Raw genomic sequence first — 571 nt, 5'->3', positions numbered from 1 at the left:
CATAAGTACCGCAAGATGAAAATGCATTTTGACAACACCGTCGAGAAAGATAGTGCCCCGAAACAGTATACTGGAAAACTTGTATTTGAAATGGTGAAGAACATTGAAGTTGTATTTGGAAAGGGAACAGTAAAGGGACAGAAGAGAAAGAAAACTCCAACTCTGACAGACATACCTTTCAAGAAGCAATTAATTTTTTTCAAGTACCTTCCTTACTGGAAGGACCTTCAAACTTGTCACAGCATTGATTTGATGCATGTAACAAAGAACGTATTTGACAGCATCATTGGAACATTGCTGGACATGCCGAGGAAGTCAAAGGATGGACTGAAATCACGTACAGACCTAGTACAATTTGAGTTGATACCAGAGCTTCACCCTATTTCAAGACATAATGAAAAGTATTTCCTACCCCCAACTAGCTACACATTAACAGCTGAAGAGAAAAAAACATTCTGTCAATGTTGTAGATCATTTTAGTATAATCTTTTGTACTTGTTTAGCACTTAGGAAAAACGACCCCTCGGAGCTCCTCTCCCTTTCCCCCAACACTCGGTGAGCTCCCATCCAC

The 571-nt window shown here is 39.8% G+C and carries 1 protein-coding gene; it reads left to right on the top strand.

Translation table 11 applies throughout. The features are described 5' to 3' along the window. Positions 1-480 (top strand): hypothetical protein (locus ACQY5W_RS13415; protein WP_428025472.1); only part of this gene is annotated, 480 nt, incomplete at its 5' end. Between the last annotated feature and the right edge of the window lie 91 nt (positions 481-571).

Source organism: Arcobacter sp. (assembly GCF_050300555.1).
Taxonomy (GTDB): domain Bacteria; phylum Campylobacterota; class Campylobacteria; order Campylobacterales; family Arcobacteraceae; genus Arcobacter.
This window is presented reverse-complemented; position numbering and strand designations above follow the sequence as displayed.